The organism is Pseudoalteromonas sp. GW168-MNA-CIBAN-0100 (assembly GCF_040309225.1).
Taxonomy (GTDB): domain Bacteria; phylum Pseudomonadota; class Gammaproteobacteria; order Enterobacterales; family Alteromonadaceae; genus Pseudoalteromonas; species Pseudoalteromonas arctica.
Genome location: NZ_JBEOOL010001195.1, coordinates 1 through 229 on the forward strand (window position 1 = coordinate 1; position 229 = coordinate 229).

General features: G+C 42.8%; 1 pseudogene. It reads left to right on the forward strand.

The window, feature by feature from the left end:
* Nucleotides 1-229, forward strand: a pseudogene (locus AAEY62_RS25180) (FAD-dependent oxidoreductase); the annotation flags it as partial.

Below are 229 nucleotides of genomic sequence, written 5' to 3' on the forward strand. Positions count from 1 at the left end.
GTGTTAAAGACTACAAGGTTACTGATGTTTTTGAAAACAGTTCCGATAAAAACAATACCGATAAAAATGGTGGTGCAACCTTATTAGTACACGACGCGCAGCAGCAGCCTTACCAAGTTCAAGCACGCTTTGTGTTAGATGCCAGCGGCTTTGGCCGAGTATTACCTAAACTACTAAACTTAGAGCTACCCTCTAACTTTCCGGTACGCAGTGCTTACTTTAGCCACTT